General features: G+C 60.2%; 17 protein-coding genes and 1 riboswitch. Of the genes, 6 read left to right on the forward strand and 11 right to left on the reverse strand.

Going from position 1 to position 20,875, the window contains the following annotated elements:
* Nucleotides 1–273: 273 nt before the first annotated feature.
* The 9 genes from thiM to menA form a co-directional block, all read right to left on the reverse strand.
* The gene (gene thiM / locus ABD827_RS14565) at nucleotides 274–1,080 is read right to left on the reverse strand and encodes a hydroxyethylthiazole kinase (protein ID WP_344965412.1); all 807 of its coding nucleotides are present in this window, start codon (nucleotides 1,078–1,080) and stop codon (nucleotides 274–276) included.
* Nucleotides 1,081–1,401: 321 nt separating this feature from the next.
* Nucleotides 1,402–1,803, reverse strand: coding sequence for an NINE protein (locus ABD827_RS14570; RefSeq protein ID WP_344965413.1), 402 nt, complete (start codon nucleotides 1,801–1,803; stop codon nucleotides 1,402–1,404).
* Nucleotides 1,804–2,269: 466 nt separating this feature from the next.
* Complete coding sequence (thiH, locus tag ABD827_RS14575) at nucleotides 2,270–3,394, reverse strand: 2-iminoacetate synthase ThiH (protein WP_344965414.1); 1,125 nt, start codon at nucleotides 3,392–3,394, stop codon at nucleotides 2,270–2,272.
* Nucleotides 3,391–4,161, reverse strand: a complete 771-nt coding sequence (locus tag ABD827_RS14580; protein WP_298717216.1) for a thiazole synthase — start codon at nucleotides 4,159–4,161, stop codon at nucleotides 3,391–3,393. Before ABD827_RS14580 ends, thiH begins: the two co-directional genes overlap by 4 nt.
* A gap of 1 nt (nucleotide 4,162) precedes the next feature.
* On the reverse strand, nucleotides 4,163–4,363 hold the full coding sequence (gene thiS, locus ABD827_RS14585) for a sulfur carrier protein ThiS (protein ID WP_071473916.1): 201 nt from the start codon (nucleotides 4,361–4,363) through the stop codon (nucleotides 4,163–4,165).
* Complete coding sequence (locus ABD827_RS14590) at nucleotides 4,354–5,121, reverse strand: HesA/MoeB/ThiF family protein (protein WP_344965415.1); 768 nt, start codon at nucleotides 5,119–5,121, stop codon at nucleotides 4,354–4,356. The genes thiS and ABD827_RS14590 overlap by 10 nt, the downstream gene beginning before the upstream one ends.
* Before the next feature lies 1 nt (nucleotide 5,122).
* On the reverse strand, nucleotides 5,123–6,631 hold the full coding sequence (gene thiE, locus ABD827_RS14595) for a thiamine phosphate synthase (protein ID WP_344965416.1): 1,509 nt from the start codon (nucleotides 6,629–6,631) through the stop codon (nucleotides 5,123–5,125).
* Nucleotides 6,632–6,636: 5 nt separating this feature from the next.
* Nucleotides 6,637–8,577 (reverse strand): phosphomethylpyrimidine synthase ThiC, encoded by a 1,941-nt coding sequence (gene thiC / locus ABD827_RS14600; protein WP_425568007.1) that lies wholly within the window; start codon nucleotides 8,575–8,577, stop codon nucleotides 6,637–6,639.
* Nucleotides 8,578–8,657: 80 nt separating this feature from the next.
* Nucleotides 8,658–8,761, reverse strand: a riboswitch (TPP riboswitch).
* A 107-nt stretch (nucleotides 8,762–8,868) separates the two neighbouring features.
* Nucleotides 8,869–9,750, reverse strand: a complete 882-nt coding sequence (gene menA, locus ABD827_RS14605; protein WP_344965417.1) for a 1,4-dihydroxy-2-naphthoate octaprenyltransferase — start codon at nucleotides 9,748–9,750, stop codon at nucleotides 8,869–8,871.
* Between the two features lie 248 nt (nucleotides 9,751–9,998).
* Here menA and ABD827_RS14610 point away from each other — a divergent pair, with 248 nt between their 5' ends.
* The 5 genes from ABD827_RS14610 to cysA all read left to right on the forward strand — a co-directional run bounded on the left by ABD827_RS14610 (nucleotide 9,999) and on the right by cysA (nucleotide 16,231).
* Complete coding sequence (locus tag ABD827_RS14610; protein WP_344965418.1) at nucleotides 9,999–11,966, forward strand: exoribonuclease II; 1,968 nt, start codon at nucleotides 9,999–10,001, stop codon at nucleotides 11,964–11,966.
* A 477-nt stretch (nucleotides 11,967–12,443) separates the two neighbouring features.
* Complete coding sequence (gene cysP / locus ABD827_RS14615; protein WP_344965419.1) at nucleotides 12,444–13,448, forward strand: thiosulfate ABC transporter substrate-binding protein CysP; 1,005 nt, start codon at nucleotides 12,444–12,446, stop codon at nucleotides 13,446–13,448.
* 3 nt (nucleotides 13,449–13,451) lie between these two features.
* Nucleotides 13,452–14,294, forward strand: a complete 843-nt coding sequence (cysT, locus tag ABD827_RS14620) for a sulfate/thiosulfate ABC transporter permease CysT (RefSeq protein ID WP_344965420.1) — start codon at nucleotides 13,452–13,454, stop codon at nucleotides 14,292–14,294.
* Nucleotides 14,294–15,133 (forward strand): sulfate/thiosulfate ABC transporter permease CysW, encoded by an 840-nt coding sequence (gene cysW, locus ABD827_RS14625; protein WP_298717239.1) that lies wholly within the window; start codon nucleotides 14,294–14,296, stop codon nucleotides 15,131–15,133. The genes cysT and cysW overlap by 1 nt, the downstream gene beginning before the upstream one ends.
* Before the next feature lie 6 nt (nucleotides 15,134–15,139).
* Entirely contained in the window at nucleotides 15,140–16,231 is a 1,092-nt protein-coding gene (gene cysA, locus ABD827_RS14630) for a sulfate/thiosulfate ABC transporter ATP-binding protein CysA (protein ID WP_344965421.1), read from the forward strand.
* 67 nt (nucleotides 16,232–16,298) lie between these two features.
* On the opposite strand, the gene cysM is transcribed toward cysA, so the two are convergent.
* Together cysM and ABD827_RS14640 are read right to left on the reverse strand one after the other, a co-directional pair.
* Nucleotides 16,299–17,189: a cysteine synthase CysM gene (cysM, locus tag ABD827_RS14635; protein WP_344965429.1), complete on the reverse strand. Its 891-nt coding sequence runs from the start codon at nucleotides 17,187–17,189 to the stop codon at nucleotides 16,299–16,301.
* 90 nt (nucleotides 17,190–17,279) lie between these two features.
* Entirely contained in the window at nucleotides 17,280–17,897 is a 618-nt protein-coding gene (locus ABD827_RS14640; RefSeq protein ID WP_344965422.1) for a LysE family translocator, read from the reverse strand.
* Between the two features lie 140 nt (nucleotides 17,898–18,037).
* On the opposite strand from ABD827_RS14640, the gene ABD827_RS14645 reads away from it, so the two are divergent.
* Nucleotides 18,038–20,722 carry a bifunctional acetate--CoA ligase family protein/GNAT family N-acetyltransferase gene (locus ABD827_RS14645; RefSeq protein ID WP_344965423.1) on the forward strand — a complete coding sequence of 895 codons (2,685 nt, stop codon included), beginning with the start codon at nucleotides 18,038–18,040 and terminating at the stop codon, nucleotides 20,720–20,722.
* The last annotated feature ends 153 nt before the right edge of the window (nucleotides 20,723–20,875 follow it).

Below are 20,875 nucleotides of genomic sequence, written 5' to 3' on the forward strand. Positions count from 1 at the left end.
TTGCTCCGGCTTGTTGTTAAGGGATAGTGATGCTGACTATTCAATATTTGGGAGTTGTGGTTAATCGGCAGCAAGGTTACCTCTTCATAACGCCAGCCGGGCCTGCTGGCGATACAAACAGGCGACGCCGGAGCTGAAGGAGGACAAAGGGATCTGCTCAGCCGACCTTCTGTTTCAGGGATGAAACAGAGAGCGTACACGGACGTATCCACAGCGTGTCGGCGGAGCTGGCCCTTTGGCCGATGAGACAGTGGGAGTTAATAACCCACCTGCTTAACCTGATGAGGTTAGCTTCAAACGTTGCATCAGGGTTTCTGCATCCAGACAATACAGGGCATCCAGCAGGTTCAGCTGCAGGCTGCCCGGCCCTGCCGACTGCTCCGCCGCGATTTCACCGGCCACCCCCAGCACCGCCGCCGCCGCCAGACCGGTGGTTTCACCCACGGCGGCAAAGGCACCAGTCAGTGCCGACAGAGTACAACCCATGCCGGTGACAAAGGGCATCATGGCGTGTCCGTTATGCAACCTGAATTCGCTATTCTCCGTAATGATAACGTCTGTTTCACCGGAAATAACCACACTGCAGCGATAGTGCTGCACCAAATAACGGGCCGCGTCCACCGCCGCCTCGCTGGCATCCAGCGAATCCACACCCTTGCCGTTGGCTTTGGAACCCGCTTCGGCACCGGCCAGGGCGATGATCTCGGAAGCGTTACCGCGAATAATCAGGCACTCCGCCGCTTCGGCGATGCGCCGGGATGTTTCGGTACGCAGGCTGCTGGCCCCGCAGCCCACCGGATCCAGTACCACCGGCTTGCCATGCTGGTTCGCCTGCTCGACCGCAAAGCGCATCCGCTCAATCCAGACGCTGTCCAGGGTACCGATGTTGACCACCAGGGCACCGGAAAAGGCCATCATCTCCGCCAGCTCATCGCGAGAATGGGCCATGATCGGCGAGGCCCCCACCGCCAGTAAACCGTTGGCGGTGTTGTTCATCACCACATAGTTGGTGATATTCAACACCAGCGGCTTTTGCGCTCGTACCGCGCTCAGGGCGGTGACGATGGTTTGTGTGTTCATGCCGTTCCTTGCAGATGTTGATACCGGATGCCCGAGTTTATTCGATAGTACCCGAAACATGCATGTTCAGAGCAATCGTCTTTGTCCGCATAATTCGGGCTTGCAGCAGGCAACGCCGATGCAGGAAAGAGGGAACACCTGTCAGTTAAGCGTAAAACGGGATCCATTGACTTCCCACCGACACGCCGTAACCCCATCCCCGGGGCTCTGCTGCGCCATCCATGGCGCAGAAGGTCGGTTTGAAAGCCAATTGCTCCCGTTAACTGAACGGTGTTACGCACCAAGGGGCCTTTTGTTCTAACGAATTCGTGGAGGTAAACATCAGCCGAAGCGGCGTGATTTGCGGTTAACTTCGTCGATTTGAGTGTTCAGGGTGCAGAAGTCGTAGAGAAATCCTATCAGGAACAAGCCACCGGTGAGAAACCAGATGATGGCCGTGACCCACTTGCCCATGTACAGGCGGTGAATGCCGAAGATGCCGAGAAAGGTCATCAGAATCCAGGTCAGGCTGTAGTCCTTGGGGCCGCTGGCGTAGCGCATGTCTGCATCCCGATCCATGGACGGAATCAGGAATAAATCCACTATCCAGCCGATGAAGAACAGACCCAGGGTAAAGAAGTAGAGGGTGCCGCTGACCGGCCGACCGTAATAAAAGCGGTGCGCACCCATGAATCCGAAAATCCACAGTATGTAACCGATCACCTTGCTGTGTGTGTTGTTCATGCTGCCTCGGGACGGGTGATAAAAACGACCATTTTAGACGTTGCCGTGGGTAACTGCCACATCTGTGGGCCAACCGACGACCCGGTTCGTCGTTCGAGCAGCATGGCACTTACGTCTTGTTTGTAGCCCAGTGCATTCCCGTCGGTCAAAGCGCACTGCTTCTCCGGCACGCCGTAAACCCATCCATGGGGGCTCCGTTGCGCCATCCATGGCGCAAAGGGCACGGCGAAGCAGACACGCTTTCCCCTCCTCAGCTCGCTTGGCGCTGACTAGTAGCATGCAGACAACACCCATGTTGCTCGAAGCAGCAGTGGGGATTGCCGTAGCCGACCATAAAATGCCATGGATGGCATTTTCGAGCGCTACAGGGAAGTACTTGAAGCGTGTCGGCGGAGCGCAACCGCACTGATGCTTCGCGTTGCGCCCTCTTTGGCGGCTTATGGCTGAAAGCTTACGGCCAACAGCTTCAGCTGCGGCTGGCGGAGTAGCTGTTGTCCCAGTCTTTCCATACCGGTTGCAGGCCGGTGGCGGTAATGGCCCTGGCCACCTCGGCCGGGCTGCGGTCGTCGTCGATTTCGAACTGCTCCAGCTCTTCCTTGACGTTTTCCACATAGCCGCCGGGCTGGGTCTTGGAGCCGGCGCTGATGCTGGTGACACCGAGCGGTATCACCTTGTCGCGAAACTCCTGCGCTTCGCGGGTCGACAGGCTCAGTTCCAGCTCGCCGTCGAGCAGGCGATAGGCACAAATCAACTGCACCAACTGGCGATCGGTCATCACCGACTTGGGTACCAGACCGCCTTCACAGGGTCGCAGGCGCGGGAACGACACCGAATAACGGGTCTGCCAGTAATTTTTTTGCAGATAGCGCAGATGCGCCGCCACATAGAAGCTGTCGGCCCGCCAGTCTTCCAGCCCGAACAGGGCGCCCAGGCCAATCTTGTCGATGCCCGCCTTTCCCAGCCGATCCGGGGTTTCCAGCCGCCAGCGAAAATCCTTCTTCTTGCCGCGAATATGATGCTCGTCGTAAGTCAGGTGCTGATAGGTTTCCTGATACACCATGACGCTGTCGAGCCCGTATTCGCGTAGCTCGGCATATTCTTCTTCCGACAGCGGCTGCACTTCCATCATCACGTAGCTGAAGTGGCGCTTGATGATCGGCAGCATCTGCTTGAAGTAGTCCTGCCCCACCTTGCCTTCGTGCTCGCCGGTCACCAGCAGCACGGTATCGAAGCCCATCGCCTTGATGGCCAGACATTCCTGCTCGATTTCCTCGGCGCTCAGGGTCTTGCGCTTGATGCGGTTGCTCATCGAAAAGCCGCAGTAGGTGCAGTCGTTGGCACACAGGTTGGACAGATACAGCGGAATATAAAAGCCGACCGTGTTGCCGAAACGCTTGCGGGTCAGCTGATAAGACTGCTGGGCCATCTGCTCCAGATAGGGCTCGGCGGCGGGCGAGATCAACGCCATGAAGTCCTGCAGATCCCGCTTCGGCTTGGCCAAGGCGCGTTCCACATCCCGGGCCTGCTTGCCATAGATGCTCATCTTGACGTCATCCCAGTCCATGGATGACCAGACGTCGAAGAAACTCATAAGGTCTCCAGGAAGGCGGTGAGCGGGCTGGACGCCTGGGCCTGCCGGCTCTGGCCGGCCAGACCGGCTTCATAGGCCATACGGCCGGAAATCACCGCCAGCTTGAAGGCCTCGGCCATGGCCACAGGATCACCGGCCACCGCAATGGCGGTGTTGACCAGCACCGCATCGGCGCCCAGCTCCATGGCGTAGGCGGCGTGGCTGGGGGCGCCGATGCCTGCGTCCACCACTACCGGCACAGTGGCCTGTTCGATGATGATCTCGAGGAAGTCATGCGTCACCAGCCCCTTGTTGGAGCCGATGGGCGCACCAAGCGGCATCACGGCGGCACAACCCGCTTCTTCCAGCCGCTTGCACAGCACAGGATCGGCACCGCAGTAAGGCAGCACGATGAAGCCGTCTTTGACCAGCAGCTCGGCGGCCTTGAGGGTTTCGATGGGATCGGGCAGCAGATACTTGGGATCCGGATGAATTTCCAGTTTCAGCCAGTTGGTGCCCAGGGCCTCGCGCGCCAGCCGGGCGGCAAACAGCGCTTCTTCGGCATTTTTGGCACCCGAGGTGTTGGGCAGCAGATTCACGCCCAGTTCCAGCAGCGGCGGCAGTATGTCGTCGCTGTGGTTTTTCAGATCCACCCGTTTCAGCGCCATGGTCACCAGATCGGTGCCGCTGGCAACGAAGGCGTCTTTCATCTGGCGGCCACTGGCAAACTTGCCGGTGCCGGTGAACAGGCGGGAATTAAAGGTTTTATCGGCAATAATCAGGCTCATGTCAGCCTCCGGCTATGGCGTGGAACAGGGTAATGTTGTCGTTGGGGGTCAGCTGCTGCTCCCCCCACTGGCTGCGGGCCACCACCTGTTGATTCAGGGCCACCGCCACGCCGGGCTTGTCTTGCTCCAGTTCGACCAGCAACTGGCCGAGGGTGGTGCCTTCGGCCAGATCCAGCGCTTCGTCGTTCAGTACTACTCGCATTGTTGTTCTTCCCCCTTGGGTCCACACACCGGACAGGCCGGATCTTTCGGCACCTTGAGGCTGTGCCAGCGATGCGCCCTGGCATCGAACAGCTTGAGCTCACCCCAGGGCACACTGCCGGTACCGGTAAAAAACTTGATGGCTTCCAGCGCCTGCAACAGGCCGATAGTGCCGACCACGGGGCCGATGACCCCGGAGTTGCTGCAGTTGAGCCGTTCGCCGATGTCGGGGCCATAAAGACAGCGATAACAGCCATGCTCGGCGGCCGGATCCAGCGCCAGCAACTGACCTTCGAAGCGAATGGCCGCCCCCACCAGCAAGGGTTTGCCCCAGGCGTAGCAGGCGGCGTTGATGTCCTGGCGAATCGAGATGTTGTCGGTGCAGTCCAGCACCAGATCCACCTCGGCGACAAAATCGCCCAGGCTCTGCCGGTCCAGCTTCTGATTGATGGCGATCACTTCGATGTCGGGGTTCAGCGCCAGTAACTTCTCGCGCGCCGTTTCCGCCTTGCTGTGTTGCAGGCTGTCCATGTCATACAGGGTCTGGCGCTGCAGGTTGCTGACCTCGATGTGATCGAAATCGGCCAGCCACAGGGTGCCGACTCCGGCCGCCGCCAGATACTGCACGGCGGGCGAGCCCAGGCCACCCAGGCCCACCACCAGCACCGAGGCGTGTTTCAGCTTCATCTGCCCCTCTTCGCCAACCTCTTCCAGCAACAGGTGCCGGCTATAACGCATGAATTCGCTGTCGCTGAGCATCTTATCCCTCCACCATTTCCAGCAGATCGCGGATGGCCGCATCCGGATCGGCCGCTTCGGTAATGGCGGTGACCAGGGCGATGCTGCCGACATTCGTCTGGGCCACCAGCGGTACCCGATCGCGACTGATGCCACCGATGGCCACCAGCGGAAATTCCGCCTCCATCAAGGCCACATAGCGGTGCAGCCGCTCCAGCCCCTGAGGGCGGGACGGCATGTCCTTGGTTTTGGTGGGGAAGATATGACCCAGCGCCAGATAGGACGGCTTGAGCTCGCGGGCGCGCAGCATTTCGTAATAACCGTGAGTAGACAGGCCCAGTTTGAGACCGGCGGCGCGAATGGCCTCCAGATCCGCCACTTCGATATCTTCCTGGCCCAGGTGCACGCCGTAGGCGCCGTGCTTGATGGCCAGCCGCCAGTAGTCGTTGATGAACAGCCGGGCGTTGTAGCGTTGGCCCAGCTCGACCGCGGCCTTGATGTCGGCTTCCACCTCGGCGTCGGCCTTGTCCTTGATGCGCAGCTGCAGGGTGCGTACTCCCTGCTCCAGCAGGCGTTCCAGCCAGGCCACCGAGGTCACCACCGGATACAGCCCCAGCTTGAGGGTATCCATGGCGGCAAAATCCCCTTGCGGGCTGGTGCCGGTGATGCCCAGCTGTTCGGCCAGGGCCGAGCCCGGCATCACCACGGTGGGAAAGTCGTTCAAATCCGTCGGCCAGCCCAGATGGGCCACCGGGCCGGCACCGGCGCCGATGGCCTCGGCGCCCTTCAGGCCCTGATTGACGTAGGCCTTGGCCAGCACCAGCGCATCTTCAATCGGGTAGTCCAGCGCCACGGCGGTGGCGATGGCCGACGACAGGGTACAACCGGTGCCGTGACCGTGACGGGTTTGCACTCGGGGGCTGGCCAGCCAGATTTCACGCTGGCCGTCGGTGTAATAGTCGATGGCCTGCTCGCCGGCCCAGTCCAGGTGACCGCCCTTCACCAATACGGCGCGTACGCCCAGTTCCAGCAGGGCGGCGGCCCCGGCGCGCAGCTGTGCCGGAGAGTCGGGCGCGATGCCCGACAATACTTTCAGTTCCAGCGCATTGGGGGTAACCAGATCCACCTCGGGCAGCAGGTGCTGCTGCAACGCCGGGATCAGGTTGGTTTCGGCCATGCTCTGGCCGGTGCTGGCAATGGCCACCGGATCCAGCACCACAAAGGGCTGCCACTGGCGGCGATATTCACGCAGCGTGCGCGCCAGCACCTCGGCCCGCAGGCCGCCGGGCAGCAGACCAATCTTGATGGCCCGGGCCGGCATGTCGCTGGCCAGCGAGACCAGCTGGCTGGTAAAAGCCTGCATCAATACCGGCTCGACCATGGATACCGCCACCGAGTTCTGGGCGGTAATGGCGGAGATAACCGAGCAGCCGTGGCCGCCCAGTCCCTGAATGGTGTGCAAATCGGCCTGAATACCGGCACCGCCGCCCGAATCGGAGCCGGCGATGGTCCAGACGATGGGTCTTGTCATAGAAATTATTGCTCCAGTTTGTCGGCCTGGTGATACAGCTCACCGCCGCGTTTCTTGAATTCTTGTGACATCTGCGCCATGCCGGCGACCACGGTTTCGCTGTTGCCGTCCATATCGACCAGTTGCACCGCTATGGCTTCCTGGGCGGCGGCATACTCGCGCACTTCCTGAGTGATCTTCATCGAGCAGAACTTGGGTCCGCACATGGAGCAGAAGTGGGCTACCTTGCCGGATTCCTGCGGCAGGGTTTCGTCGTGATAGGCACGGGCGGTCTGCGGATCCAGCGCCAGGTTGAACTGATCTTCCCAACGGAACTCGAAGCGCGCCTTGGACATGGCGTTGTCGCGGATTTGCGCACCCGGATGGCCCTTGGCCAGATCGGCGGCGTGAGCGGCAATCTTGTAGGTGATTAGCCCCTGTTTGACGTCTTCCTTGTTCGGCAACCCTAAGTGCTCTTTCGGGGTGACGTAGCACAGCATGGCGCAACCGAACCAGCCGATCATGGCGGCACCGATGCCGGAGGTGAAGTGGTCGTAGCCGGGGGCGATATCGGTGGTCAGCGGGCCCAGGGTATAGAAGGGTGCCTCGTGGCAATGCTCCAGCTGCTCTTCCATGTTGCGCTTGATCATGTGCATCGGCACGTGGCCGGGGCCTTCGATCATCACCTGTACGTCGTATTCCCAGGCGACCTTGGTCAGCTCACCAAGAGTGTGCAGCTCGGCAAACTGGGCTTCGTCGTTGGCGTCGGCAATGGAGCCGGGACGCATGCCGTCACCCAGCGACAGCGACACATCGTAGGCGGCACAGATTTCGCAAATTTCGCGGAAATGCTCGTAGAGGAAGCTTTCCTTGTGATGGGACAGACACCACTTGGCCATGATGGAACCACCGCGCGACACGATACCGGTGACGCGCTTGGCGGTCATGGGCACGAAGCGCAGCAGCACGCCGGCGTGAATGGTGAAGTAATCCACGCCCTGCTCGGCCTGTTCGATCAGGGTGTCGCGAAACACTTCCCAGGTCAGGTCTTCGGCCACGCCGTTCACTTTTTCCAGCGCCTGGTAGATGGGGACGGTACCGATGGGCACCGGGCTGTTGCGCAGTATCCATTCGCGGGTTTCGTGAATGTAACGACCGGTAGACAGATCCATCACGTTGTCGGCACCCCAGCGGGTGGACCACACCAGCTTCTCCACTTCTTCTTCGATGCTGGAAGTCACCGCCGAGTTACCGATGTTGGCGTTGATTTTCACCAGGAAATTGCGGCCGATGATCATCGGCTCGGACTCGGCGTGGTTGATGTTGGCCGGAATGATGGCGCGGCCTTCGGCGACTTCCTTGCGCACGAATTCGGGGGTGATGGCGTCCGGCAGGTTGGCGCCGAAGTTCTGGCCCGGGTGCTGTTGCAGCAGCATCTCGTCCCGCACCCGCTCGCGGCCCATGTTCTCGCGAATGGCGATGTATTCCATCTCGGGGGTGATGATGCCTTTGCGGGCATAGTGCAGCTGGGTGACACAGGCGCCGACTTTGGCCTTGCGCGGCTTGGGCATCTGCTCGAAACGCAGGTGATCCAGGCCATCGTCGGCCATGCGCTGCTGGGTAAACTCGGAGGTAACGCCCTCCAGCTCCTCGGTGTCGTTACGCTCCAGAATCCACTGACGACGCATCTGGGGCAGACCCCGGCGTACATCCAGATCGGCATCGGGATCGCCGTAGGGACCGGCGGTGTCGTAAATCGGTACCGGCGCATTGGGCTCGAGAATGGGGTTTTCTTCGGTGCCGCCCTTGAAGCTGTCGGCCAGATGAATTTCGCGCATGCCGACCTTGATGTCCGGGCGCGAGCCTTCGATGTAGATGCGGCGGGAATTGGGGAAGTGCTCGCCTTTCAGGTTATCGATAAATGCCTGGGCCTGGCTGCGAACTTCACGACGGTTTATTTTTGACATAGCAATCTCACTTCGAATCCATTGAGGGTGAAAATGCTTGTCAGGAGTGTTGAGAAAGAACTCGGCAGAAGAGGTGTGGCGCCAAGTTCTCGCTTGCTTCCCTTACGCAGGTATTAGCCTGATCAGGTTCAACGGATCCCGCTTTCGCGGTCTCAGCCCATATAGAGCACTCCGACAAGATAGCGGCCAGTATAAACAGACCCCGCTCACAAAAGCAAAGTCATTACCGGACAATCCGGCTATAAAAAGTTAACCGCCATGAAACATTTCGGCATTGGACTCGGCCGGTTTTTATCCGACCACCAGCCCCAGCGCAAGCAGGCCGGTGAAGGCAAGCGTGCCCCGCGCGGTCAGAGCCAGCGCCCGGTTAAGCTCGGCGCCCTGGCCGGTCAGCACCAATTGAGTGGCCCGCGCCAGCGGCCAGAGCGCCAGCAAACTTACAAAGCCCGGCTCGGTCATGATGCGGGTGCCGGCCAGCACGGCGCCCCCCAGCAGCAACAACTGATAGGCCCGCGCCCGCCGCAACCCCAGCCGCAGCGCCAGGGTGTGCTTGCCGGCCTGCCGGTCGGTGTCCATGTCGCGAATGTTGTTGATATTGAGCACCGCCACCGCCAGCAGGCCGGCGGTGAGTGATGCCCAGCCGGCGGACTCGCTCAGCCGATGCTGCATCAGGTAACTGCAGCCCAGCACCGCCACCGGGCCGAAAAACACGAATACCGCCACATCGCCGAGGCCCAGATAGCCATAAGGGCGCCGGCCCAGGGTGTAACCCAGCGCCGCCAGCAAGGCACAAGACCCCAACGCCATAAATCCCAGCCAGGCACCGACATCGGGCCCCAATGCCGCCCACAGCAGTAACAGGCCCGAGCCGGTTGCCAGTGCGGCGGTTACTATCATGGCGTTACGCAGCTGATCGGGGCTCGCCAGGCCGGAGGCCAGCACTCGGGTCGGGCCGGTGCGGTTTATCGAGTCGGTACCGCGTACGCCGTCGCCATAGTCGTTGGCCAGGTTGGACAGTATCTGCAGCAACAGCGCGGTCAGCAGCGCCAGCGTCAGCACGCCGCCGTTAAAGGCGCCGGCCTGAGCGGCGGTGCCCGCGCCCAACAGCATGGAGGCCACCGCCAGAGGCAGGGTTCTGGGCCGAATCGCCAGCAGCCAGGATTGTGGTGACATATGAGTATCGCTTAGCAGTCGGATTCAAACGATTATGATAACCAAGCTCGACGGCCGCGTCCCGGTTAAAAATGGTGCTACCCCGACAACCGCGGTTACTACCTGCTAAGCCAGGGCGTGAACGAGGCCGGTCACCCCGACATGTCCAGACTCAGCCTTATCCAATGCCACGGCTAGCGTCAAGGTTTCCTTGGCATATCGGGGGTAAATCCGTATAGTCAGGCGCATATTTCGACAGGTCTTTACTTATGTTTCAAAACAACCCCCTGCTGGCCCAGCTCAAGCAACAAATCCGCGAAACCCTTCCCATTAAAGAAGGCATCGTGAAAGGTACCTCCAAAGGTTTTGGTTTTCTTGAAGTAAGCGAAAAAGAAAGCTTCTTTATTCCACCACCACAGATGAAAAAAGTGATGCATGGCGATCACATTACCGCCGTGGTGCGTACCGAAAACGAGCGCGAGCTGGTTGAGCCCGAGACCCTGATCGAAGCCGGTGTTACCCGCTTTGTGGCCCGGGTGAAGTGGTTCCGTGACCGGCTCAATATCGTGCCCGATCATCCGTTGATGAAAGATGCCATCAAGGCACGCGCCATCAAGGGGTTGGACGAAAAGAGCCTGAAAGAAGGCGACTGGGTACTGGGCGAAATGACCCGCCACGCCCTGAAAGACAACAAAGGCTTTTTCGCCAGCGTGGTGGAAGTGATTGCCGGCGTAGAAGACCCCATCGCTCCCTGGTGGGTGGTGCTGGCCCGCAACAAGCTGGCCAACCAGGCGCCGGAAGACAGGGCCGAGTGGCAAACGCTGGAAGAAACCCTGCCGCGTCAGGATCTTACCGATATGCCCTTCTTCACCATCGATGGCGAATCCACCCTGGATATGGATGATGCCCTGAGCGTGAAAAAGCTGGATAACGCCTGGGAACTGACCGTTGCCATCGCCGACCCCACCGCCTATGTTGCCCACAACAGCGAAATGGACCGCGTCGCCGCCGAGCGCGCCTTTACCGTTTATCTCCCCGGCCGCAACATTCCCATGCTGCCCCGCACCCTGGCCGACGAACTCTGTTCGCTGCAGGAAGGGGTAGAGCGTCCGGCCCTGTGTGCCCGCCTGCAGATCGACTTTGACGGCAAGGTGTCCGACAAGGCCGACTTCTTCGCCGCCCACATTCGCTCCCAGGCCCGCTTAAGCTACGATCAGGTCTCCGACTGGGTCGAGCAAATCGGCGACTGGCAGCCCGGCAGCGAAGTCATTGCCGAGCAGCTGCGTGAGCTGACCGCCCTGACCCATGCCCGCAGCGCCTGGCGCAGCAAGCACGCCATCGTGTTCAAGGACAGACCCGATTACCGCTTTGCGCTCGACGAAGACAGCAACGTCACGGCCATTCTGGTCGATCACCGTCGCATCGCCAACCAGATGGTAGAAGAGGCGATGATCGCCGCCAACCTGTCTTGCGGCAACTGGCTGACCGAACATGCCGGCACCGGTATCTTCAACGTGCACGCCGGTTTTGACAGTGAAAAAATGGAAGGCCTGGTCGAACTGCTGCAGACCCACGAAGCCCCCTTCGAGCCTGACACCCTGTCGAGCCTGGAAGGCTTCTGTGCCCTGCGCCGCTGGCTGGATGCCCGCGACACCAGTTATCTGGACAGTCGCACCCGTCGTTACCAGTCGTTTGCCGCCATGAGCGCCACCCCGGGTGAGCACTTTGGCCTGGGCCTGACCGCCTACGCCACCTGGACCTCGCCGATTCGTAAATACGGCGACATCGTCAACCACCGTCTGATCAAGGCCATTCTTGCCGAGCAGGAACATGGCGTGCATGCACCCAGTGACGAACTGGCCGTTCACCTGTCCGAGCAGCGCCGCATGCATCGCCGGGCCGAGCGCGATATCGCCGACTGGCTGTATGTGCGTTATCTGCAGCCGGCCGTGGCCGAAGGCAAGGTGTTCGATGCCGAAGTGGTCGATATCGGTCGCGGTGGCGTCAAGCTGCGCCTGCAGGAAAACGGTGCCGTGGTGTTCATGCCTTCCTCGCTGATCCTGGCCAACCGGGATCGACTGGAATGCAGCTGGGACGATGGCCGGGTTTACCTGGACAAGGCCCCGCTGTACGAGCTGGGTCAGGCGGTACAGGTGATCATCACCGAAGCGATTGAAGACACCCGCTCCTTGATCGCCAAGCCGGCACAGCCGATTTCACCGGTCGCCCCGCAATAAGGCGTTCGGTAAACAGCTGACGTAAAAAGGGCCTGCAGATGCAGGCCCTTTTTGTTATACCAATCCCCCTAAACAAATGATCTATTCCATTTTTGTATAAAAGTCGAACAAAGGGCCCGCTCCGCCGACTCGCCGTGGGACGTGACACTCACTGCTTTAGCCCACTGCGAACATTCACTGGATGTTCGATCAGACGAAAGCACTTCGTCACGGCAGCAAGCTGCCCCCTCTAGGCTCAGCCGCGCCATCCGTGGCGCGAATGGTCGGCTGAGCAGATCCCTTTGTCCTCCTTGATGCATCGGTGTTGCCTCTGATCCCGAGGTTAAAATGATCAGATGTTTATTCAAATTGGTATGAATCGGACTCGATAGATCCACCCTTGCTTTCATATACCTTAAACGAATAAAAAACTTAGTTTAAATACTCTATAAGCATATTAAACTCGGGTACATCATCTTTGAGTCCCTGGAGTTCATCATGCGCAAATCTCTTCTGGCTTCCCTGCTGTTTGCTGCCGGGTTAAGCACCGCCGTCCCCCTTCAGGCAAAAGAACTGCTCAACAGCAGCTACGACATCGCCCGCGAGCTGTTTGCCGAGATCAACCCGGTGTTCGCCGAACACTGGGAGCAGAAGACCGGTGAAACCCTGGAAATCAAACAGTCTCATGCCGGCTCCTCCCGCCAGGCACAGGCCATTCTGCAGGGCCTGCGTGCCGATGTGGTCACCTATAACCAGGTGACCGACGTCGATGTGCTGCACCAGAAAGGCCAGCTGATCCCCGCCGACTGGAAAGCTCGTCTGCCCAACGATAGCTCGCCCTATTTCTCCACCATGGCGTTTCTGGTGCGTGAAGGTAACCCCAAGAATATTCAAGGCTGGGACGACCTGACCCGGGACGACGTGCAGCTGGTGTTCCCCAACCCCAAGACTTCCGGTAACGGCCGTTATACCTATCTGGCCGCCTGGGGCGCCGCCCACCAGCAGTTTGACGGCGATGAAGACAAGATTCGCGAGCACATGGGCAAACTGATCAAACAGGTGGCGGTATTCGACACCGGCGGCCGTGGCGCCACCACTACCTTTGTGGAGCGTGGCATCGGTGATGTGCTGATCACCTTCGAGTCGGAAGTGAACAACATCAGCACACTGAACCCACAAGCGGGTTATCAGGTGGTGGTGCCGCCGGTCGACGTGCTGGCCGAGTTTCCGGTGACCTGGATTGACCGCAACGTGGAGCGTAACGGCACCGCCGAACAGGCCAAGGCCTATCTGGAGTTTTTATACACTCCCGAAGCCCAGCGCATTCTCGCCGGTTACTACTACCGGGTACATAACGACACGGTTGCCGCCGAAGTGGCAGACAAATTCCCTGCCACCGAACTGTTCAAGGTAGAAGACATCTTCGGCAGCTGGGAGCAGGCCATGGCCGCCCACTTCGCCAACGGTGGCAGCCTGGATCAACTGCAGGCTCAGGGACGCTAAACCATGGCGGCGCTGTTGGGTTCATCCAAGCGGGTACTACCGGGTTTTACCCTGAGTCTGGGCACCAGCCTGCTGTTCGTCAGCCTGATTATCCTGCTGCCGCTCACCGGGCTGATACTGAATACCAGCCAGATGGGCTGGGCACAGTACTGGCAGGTCATCAGTGACCCCAGAGTGGTGGCCACCTACAAGGTCACCGCCAGCGCCGCCGCCGCCGCCAGCCTGTTCAACATGGTGTTTGGCCTGTTAATGGCCTGGATTCTGACCCGTTACCGTTTTCCGTGCCGGGCCCTGCTCGACGGTCTGATGGATCTGCCCTTTGCCCTGCCTACGGCGGTGGCCGGCCTGACGCTGGCCTCGCTGTTTGCCACCAACGGCTGGTACGGCGAATGGCTGGCCGATCTGGGCATCAAGGTGTCTTACACCTGGGTTGGCATCGTCATCGCCATGGTCTTTACCAGCGTGCCCTTTGTGGTGCGTACCGTGCAGCCGGTGCTGGAAGATCTGGGACCGGAATACGAAGAGGCGGCCGCCACCCTGGGCGCCAGCCCCTGGCAGGCATTCAGCCGTGTGGTATTGCCCGAGCTGAAGCCGGCACTGATCACCGGCACCGCCCTGTCGTTCACCCGCAGTCTGGGTGAATTTGGCGCCGTTATCTTTATTGCCGGCAACATGCCGTGGCAGACCGAAATTACCTCGCTGATGATTTTCATCAAGCTGCAGGAATTCGATTATGCCGCCGCCAGTGCCATCGCCAGCATCATCTTACTGGCCTCCTTCGTGCTGTTGTTTCTGATCAACGGCATTCAAAGCCGCTTTATGCGTCGGGTACGAGGTAACAGCTGATGGAACAGTCTCTGACACTGAAAGCCGCTCGTCCCTGGGGTCGCTGGTTGCTGATTGGCACCGGCGTGGTGCTGACCCTGCTGTTGCTGGTGGTGCCGCTGCTGGCCATTATTGCCGGTGCCTTCGCCGCCGGTGTGGGTGGCGTGCTGGATAACCTGAACGAGCCGGACATGCTGCATGCCATCGGCCTGACCCTGCTGGTGGCGGCACTGACCGTGCCCATCAACCTGGTGTTCGGCACCCTGCTGGCCTGGCTGGTCACCCGCTTTCAGTTTCGCGGTCGTCAGCTACTGCTGACCCTGATGGACGTGCCCTTTGCGGTATCGCCCGTGGTGGCCGGTTTGCTCTATCTGCTGATGTACGGCGTCAACGGCCCGGTCGGCGGCTGGCTCGACGGGGTCGACATGCAACTGATGTTTGCCTGGCCCGGCATCGTCATGGTCACCGTGTTCGTCACCTGTCCCTTCATGGTGCGTGAGCTGGTGCCGCTGATGAGCAGCCAGGGCACCGATTCGGAAGAAGCGGCGGTGCTGCTGGGGGCCAGCGGCTGGCAACTGTTTCGCAAAATCACCCTGCCCAACATTCGCTGGGCGCTGCTGTACGGGGTGATCCTCACCAACGCCCGGGCGGTGGGCGAATTTGGCGCCGTGTCGGTGGTGTCCGGCGGTATTCGCGGCGAAACCAATACCCTGTCGCTGCACGTCGAGCTGCTGCATCAGGACTATAACGCGGTCGGCGCCTTTACCGCCGCCGCCCTGCTGACACTGATGGCGGTGATCACCTTGTTGTTCAAATCCTATCTCGAGTGGCGCCTGCACGGCGCCGAAGCACAGGAGTAAGACCGCATGAGTATTCAGATTGAGGGGGTTCACAAGTCCTTCGGCAACACCCGGGTGCTGCACGACATCAACCTCGACCTGCCCAGCGGCCAGCTGGTGGGGCTGCTGGGTCCTTCCGGCTCGGGCAAGACCACGCTGCTGCGCATCATCGCCGGGCTGGAGCACGCCAACGGCGGCCGCATTCGCTTCAACGACAGCGATGTGACCGACTTGCACGCCCGGGATCGCAAGGTCGGCTTCGTGTTTCAGAATTATGCGCTGTTCCGCCACATGACGGTGTTCGACAACATCGCCTTCGGGCTGACTATCATGCCGAAGGCGGAGCGCCCGTCCAGAGCCGACATCAAACGCCGGGTTGGCGAGCTGCTGGAGATGATTCAGCTGTCGCATGTGGCCGACCGTTTTCCGGCCCAGTTGTCCGGCGGTCAGCGTCAGCGCGTGGCCCTGGCCCGCTCTCTGGCGGTAGAGCCACGTGTGCTGTTGCTGGACGAACCTTTTGGCGCCCTCGACGCCCAGGTGCGCAAGGAACTGCGCCGCTGGCTGCGCCGGTTGCACGACGAGCTGCACTTCACCAGCATCTTCGTGACCCACGATCAGGAAGAGGCGCTGGATGTGTCGGATCAAGTGGTGGTGATGAGCCAGGGCAAGGTGGAGCAGATCGGCAGCCCGGATGATATCTGGCAGCAACCGGCCAGTCGCTTCGTACTGGAGTTTCTCGGTGAGGTGAATCGGATTGATGGCGAGCTGCACGGCAGCCGCTTCAAGGTGGGGCATTATCCGCTGCAACTGCCGGTGGCCAGCCATAGGCAGGGCAAGGCCAGCTGGTATCTGCGCCCGCACGAAATCAGCTTGAGCACCGCAGCCGATGCCCAACACCCGCTGCCGGTGGTGGTGACCGACGTCAATCCGCGCGGTGCCCTGCTGCGACTGGAGCTGGAACCCCAGAACTGGCCGGGCCAATTGCTGGAAGCCGAGCTGCCTCGCCGGCAGCTGGAGCAGGCCCGCCGCGGTCAGACCCTTTATCTGGGCAGCCAGGGCGGCCGCCTCTATCTGGGCGATCAGCAGGTGACCGAAGAAAGTCTGGCGTTAACGGCTTGAAACCGGGGATTGGGGATTGGGGATTGGCAGACTCGCTTTTCCAATCCCTATTCCCTAATCCCTGCTGTTACCCGTTAAATACCCCGGATGACAAATAGCGATCGCCCCGGTCGCAGATGATGGCGACGATGATGGCGTTATCGACCTGCTCGGCCAGCTTGAGCGCGCCGGCCACGGCACCGCCGGAGCTGACGCCGCAGAAGATGCCTTCTTCTTTCGCCAGCCGCAGCATGGTGGCGACCGCTTCTGCTTCGCCGATATCCAGCACCTGATCCACCCGGCTCTTTTCGAAGATGCCCGGCAGATAGGCCTCGGGCCAGCGACGAATACCCGGGATATTACTGCCTTCGCAGGGTTGCAGGCCGACGATTTGCACCGCTTCATTCTGCTGCTTGAGGTATTGCGACACCCCCATAATAGTGCCGGTGGTGCCCATGCTGGACACGAAATGGGTGACCCGACCTTCGGTTTGCTGCCAGATCTCGGGCCCCGTGGTCAGCAGGTGTGCTTCGGGGTTGTCCGGGTTGTTGAACTGGTCGAGGATCACGCCTTTGCCTTCGGCGGCCATTCTGTCGGCCAGATCCCGGGCCCCTTCCATCCCGGCTTCCTTGCTCACCAGAATCAGCTCGGCGCCATAGGCCAGCATGGAGGCCTTGCGCTCTTCGGTGGCGTTGTCGGGCATGATCAACACCATGCGATAGCCCTTGATCGCCGCCGACATCGCCAATGCGATGCCGGTGTTGCCACTGGTGGCTTCGATCAGGGTGTCGCCGGGCTTGATATCACCCCGAGCCTCGGCCTGGCGAATCATGTTCAGCGCCGGTCTGTCCTTTACCGAACCCGCCGGGTTATTACCCTCCAGCTTCACCAGCACCTGACTGCCGGTATGGCTGGCCAGCCGCTGCAGGCGTACCAGGGGGGTATTGCCGACAAAGTCTTCTATGGTCGGGAACTGCATCATTAGTCCTTGAAAGCTATGTGAAAATAAGGCGTTGACGCCATTTTACCCGATGCGGCCAGTGGCCTCGACCGCTTATTACCGGGCAAGTTATTGCTGCACCAGCGCCAAGCGGGCACCCAGTGCCATCATGAGCCCACCCGAGAGTCGATTCAGGTAAACCGAGACCCGCTCTCGGCCCTGCAGACCACGCTTCAGCCGCTGGCCGAGCAGACCGTAAGCACCGTTGCAAAGGGTGGCGGTCAGGGTGAATACCAGCCCCAGCTGCAGCAGCTGCATCGGCACCGAGCCGCGTTCCTGACTGATGAACTGGGGCAGAAAAGCGAGAAAGAACAGCGCGACCTTGGGGTTGAGCAGGCCAACCATGAGGCCGCGATAGAATATGCGGCCAACACTGCCGCTGTTTTGCGCCTGGGGCAGATGCATGGTCGAGGCACTGCGCAGGCTGGTCCAGCCCAGATACAGCAGATAAGCCGCGCCCAGATACTTGATTACCATGAAAGCGGTGGCCGATTGCATCACCAGCGCCGACAGCCCCACGACCGCCAGCAGGGTATGACCCAGATAAGACAGCCCCAACCCCAGCGCGGCCCAGAGTCCGGCAAAACGGCGTTCGCCCAGAGCTTGCGACAGCACAAAGAAGATATCCGGTCCCGGTGTTAGATTCAGGGCCAGACAGGCAGGAATAAACAACAACCAGAGTTCCATTCTATACCTCGTTCAGGCTTGCGCCCTTGTTCACTAAAAAAGACCAGGGGCCTGATAATATGCTACAACCCTTAGGTCCTGCCATACCATCTATATGGCGCTGTCGCCTATCGTCATGCCATCTGTATAAAGGAGTCTGTATGCCGCTGCAAGGACTTGATGCCCTGTTCCGACCCACCAGTATCGCCGTAATCGGCGCCTCTCATCGGGACGATGGCGCCGGCAAGCTGGTGATGAAAAACCTGCTGGCCGGTAACTTCAGCGGCCCCGTCATGCCGGTCAACCCCAAGTACGAAGCGGTGGCCGGGGTGATGGCCTACCCCGACATTCAGAGCCTGCCCCGAGTGCCCGACCTGGCCATTATCTGTACGCCAGCCGGCAAGAATCCGGGCATTATCGACCAACTCGGCCGAAAAGGCTGTAAAGCCGCCATTATTCTGGCCGCCGGTACCTCTTCCGAACAGCTGGAGCAGATGAAAGCCAGCGCGCGCGAACATCGCATGCGCCTGCTCGGCCCCAACAGCATGGGGGTGATACTGCCACATATGGGGCTTAATGTTAGTTTTGCGCCTTTTCCGGCCAAACCGGGGCGAATTGCCTTTGTTTCGCAATCGGCGGCGGTGTGCTCCACCATTCTGGACTGGGCCCGCCATAACGACATTGGCTTCTCGCACTTCATTTCGCTCGGTGATGCCTGTGACATCGACTTCGCCCAACTGCTGGACTATCTGGCACGGGACAGGCACACCAGTGCCATTCTGCTGTATATGGATGCGGTGCAGGACGCGCGCGCCTTCATGTCGGCGGCGCGAACCGCTTCACGCAACAAGGCGGTACTGGTGGTCAAAAGCGGCAAGACCCGCATCGGCGCCCAGCTCGGCCACCTGCACACCGGTGGTAATGTAGGCATGGTAGGCATGGATGCCGCCTACGATGCCGCTATTCGTCGGGCCGGCATGCTGCGGGTAAGAGATACCCACGATTTGTTTGCGGCAGTAGAAACCCTCAACCATGCCCAGAGCCTGCGTGGCGAACGGCTGGTGATCCTGACCAACGGCGGCGGCCCGGCCATCATGGCCATCGATACCCTGCTGGCCAGAGGCGGCAAGCTGGCCAGCCTGAGCGAGGGCACCAGGGCGGCGCTGGACCAGGTATTACCGTCGGCCTGGTCCCGAACCAATCCCATCGATATCGTCGGCGATGCGCCGGTCGCACGCTATACCGATAGCTTGAAGGTACTGCTCGACAGCGATGACTGCGACGCCATCCTGATCATGCATGCGCCCTCTGCCGCCGTAAACAGCACCCTGGTGGCCAGGGAAGTCATCAGGATCATCAAGGAACATCCGCGTGCCCGGCGTTTCAACATCCTCACCAACTGGTCGGGGGAAACCAGCGTGTTCGAGGCGCGCCGCTGCTTTACCGAGGCCGGTATTCCCACTTACCGCACGCCGGAAAGTGCCGCCGGCGCCTTTATGCACCTAGTCGAGTATCGCCGCAACCAGAAGCAACTGATGGAAACCCCGGAGTCCATCTCCGATATGCCCAGCGACAGCGAGACGGTGAAGTTGCTGATCAGAGAAGCCTTTGATCAAGGCATTGTTCAGCTGGATACCCACGAAGTCAGCCGCCTGATGGCGGCCTACGGCATTCAGACCCTGCCGACCTGGATTGCCTCGGACAGCACCGAGGCCGCGCATATTGCCGAACAAATCGGCTATCCGGTGGCGATCAAGCTGCGATCTCCCGACATAGTGCACAAATCCGAGGTGTCGGGCGTAGTACTCAACCTGCGCTCGGCCGCCGAGGTGGCACAGGCCGCCGATGCCATTATGGATCGAGTACGGCAGGCTTATCCCGGTGCCCGTATTCACGGCCTTATCGTGCAGCGCATGGCACGCCGGGCAGGATCCCAGGAATTACATATAGGCGTGCGCTCGGATCCGGTGTTTGGCCCGGTCATTCTGCTGGGTGATGGCGGTATCGACTGGGAGGGCGAAGAGCAGGCCGCCGTTGCCCTGCTGCCACTGAACATGACCCTGGCCCGTTATCTGGTCATTAATGCCCTTAAAAGCGGCAAGGTCAGGGCCAACCGATCGCAGCAATCGCTGGACATGGAAGCCCTCTGCCGCGTACTGACCAAGGTGTCTCATCTCATCATCAATCATCCCGAGATCACCCGGCTCGATATTCACCCGCTGCTGGCCACCGGCAAGGAGCTGATCGCCCTGGATGTGAGCATGAAGCTCGAGCCTTTTACAGGGGATGGCCAGGCTCGCCTGGCAATCCGCCCCTACCCCAAGGAATGGGAAGAAAGAACACTGCTCAAGGATGGCAGCAGCATCCTGCTCCGTCCGGTATTGCCGGAAGATGAACCGGCCCATAAGGATTTTGTCAGTCATGTGTCCGATGAAGACCGCTACAAGCGCTTCTTCGCCGATGTGGTGATCGGACATGAAGAACTGGCCCACATGACGCAGATTGATTACGACCGGGAAATAGCCTTTGTGGCCGTAGCCGAAGACGGAAAAATTCTGGCCGTGGTACGAGCCATCTCGGATCCGGATAACGAAGATGCGGAGTTTGCGGTGCTGGTTCGCTCCGATCTCAAGGGCATGGGCCTGGGCCGGCTCTTGATGGAGAAGATCATCCGCTACGCTCGCGTTCGCGGCCTGAGCAGTCTGAGCGGTATCACCATGCCCTCAAACCGGGGCATGATCACTCTGGCCCGCAAGCTGGGATTCAAGGTCAAGGTGCAACTGGAAGACGGCATTGCCGAACTAAAGTTGCAGTTGGAAAAAGAAGAGATAACGCCGAGCCTTTAACGATATCGTATTCGTATACAGCACGGATGTAGTCGCGTGCATCCGTGCAGCATTCACCACTCACGGTTAAAACGTAGACGCAAAAAAGCCCGACTCTTTCGAATCGGGCTTTTTGTATTGGGTGCCTGGCAGTGACCTACTTTCACATGGCAG

This window comes from Oceanisphaera sediminis (assembly GCF_039539745.1).
GTDB classification, from domain to species: domain Bacteria; phylum Pseudomonadota; class Gammaproteobacteria; order Enterobacterales; family Aeromonadaceae; genus Oceanimonas; species Oceanimonas sediminis.

Coding starts and splice junctions, on each gene's coding strand:
- thiM (WP_344965412.1), bottom strand. CDS start 1,080: ATGAACACACAAACCATCGTCACCGCCCTGAGCGCGGTACGAGCGCAA.
- ABD827_RS14570 (WP_344965413.1), bottom strand. CDS start 1,803: ATGAACAACACACACAGCAAGGTGATCGGTTACATACTGTGGATTTTC.
- thiH (WP_344965414.1), bottom strand. CDS start 3,394: ATGAGTTTCTTCGACGTCTGGTCATCCATGGACTGGGATGACGTCAAG.
- ABD827_RS14580 (WP_298717216.1), bottom strand. CDS start 4,161: ATGAGCCTGATTATTGCCGATAAAACCTTTAATTCCCGCCTGTTCACC.
- thiS (WP_071473916.1), bottom strand. CDS start 4,363: ATGCGAGTAGTACTGAACGACGAAGCGCTGGATCTGGCCGAAGGCACC.
- ABD827_RS14590 (WP_344965415.1), bottom strand. CDS start 5,121: ATGCTCAGCGACAGCGAATTCATGCGTTATAGCCGGCACCTGTTGCTG.
- thiE (WP_344965416.1), bottom strand. CDS start 6,631: ATGACAAGACCCATCGTCTGGACCATCGCCGGCTCCGATTCGGGCGGC.
- thiC (WP_425568007.1), bottom strand. CDS start 8,577: ATGTCAAAAATAAACCGTCGTGAAGTTCGCAGCCAGGCCCAGGCATTT.
- menA (WP_344965417.1), bottom strand. CDS start 9,750: ATGTCACCACAATCCTGGCTGCTGGCGATTCGGCCCAGAACCCTGCCT.
- ABD827_RS14610 (WP_344965418.1), top strand. CDS start 9,999: ATGTTTCAAAACAACCCCCTGCTGGCCCAGCTCAAGCAACAAATCCGC.
- cysP (WP_344965419.1), top strand. CDS start 12,444: ATGCGCAAATCTCTTCTGGCTTCCCTGCTGTTTGCTGCCGGGTTAAGC.
- cysT (WP_344965420.1), top strand. CDS start 13,452: ATGGCGGCGCTGTTGGGTTCATCCAAGCGGGTACTACCGGGTTTTACC.
- cysW (WP_298717239.1), top strand. CDS start 14,294: ATGGAACAGTCTCTGACACTGAAAGCCGCTCGTCCCTGGGGTCGCTGG.
- cysA (WP_344965421.1), top strand. CDS start 15,140: ATGAGTATTCAGATTGAGGGGGTTCACAAGTCCTTCGGCAACACCCGG.
- cysM (WP_344965429.1), bottom strand. CDS start 17,189: ATGCAGTTCCCGACCATAGAAGACTTTGTCGGCAATACCCCCCTGGTA.
- ABD827_RS14640 (WP_344965422.1), bottom strand. CDS start 17,897: ATGGAACTCTGGTTGTTGTTTATTCCTGCCTGTCTGGCCCTGAATCTA.
- ABD827_RS14645 (WP_344965423.1), top strand. CDS start 18,038: ATGCCGCTGCAAGGACTTGATGCCCTGTTCCGACCCACCAGTATCGCC.